Below are 234 nucleotides of genomic sequence, written 5' to 3'. Positions count from 1 at the left end.
ACGCCAAACATGACACCAAGATAGGAAATTACCCTAACCCTCGCACCTTCCGTCAACTCACCACCGTTTTCGAACAAATCATCTTCACCAAACAGATAGGCAATCTGTTGTGCCATGTGGATTGCGAACCCGAAGTACTGGACGACATCAGCCCCAGCAGCCGGAACCATAATGAAGGGATTACCTGGTAATCCAGACGCAAACGAGACCACCGAGGCTTTGGTGGTATTGCTG

The 234-nt window shown here is 50.0% G+C and carries 1 protein-coding gene; it reads right to left on the bottom strand.

Annotated elements, in window-relative coordinates; genetic code table 11:
- Positions 1-234 (bottom strand): hypothetical protein (locus tag AAEY78_RS15055; protein WP_352340317.1); only part of this gene is annotated, 234 nt, incomplete at both ends.

Source organism: Psychrobacter sp. 16-MNA-CIBAN-0192, from assembly GCF_040309565.1.
Taxonomy (GTDB): Bacteria; Pseudomonadota; Gammaproteobacteria; order Pseudomonadales; family Moraxellaceae; genus Psychrobacter.
This window is presented reverse-complemented; position numbering and strand designations above follow the sequence as displayed.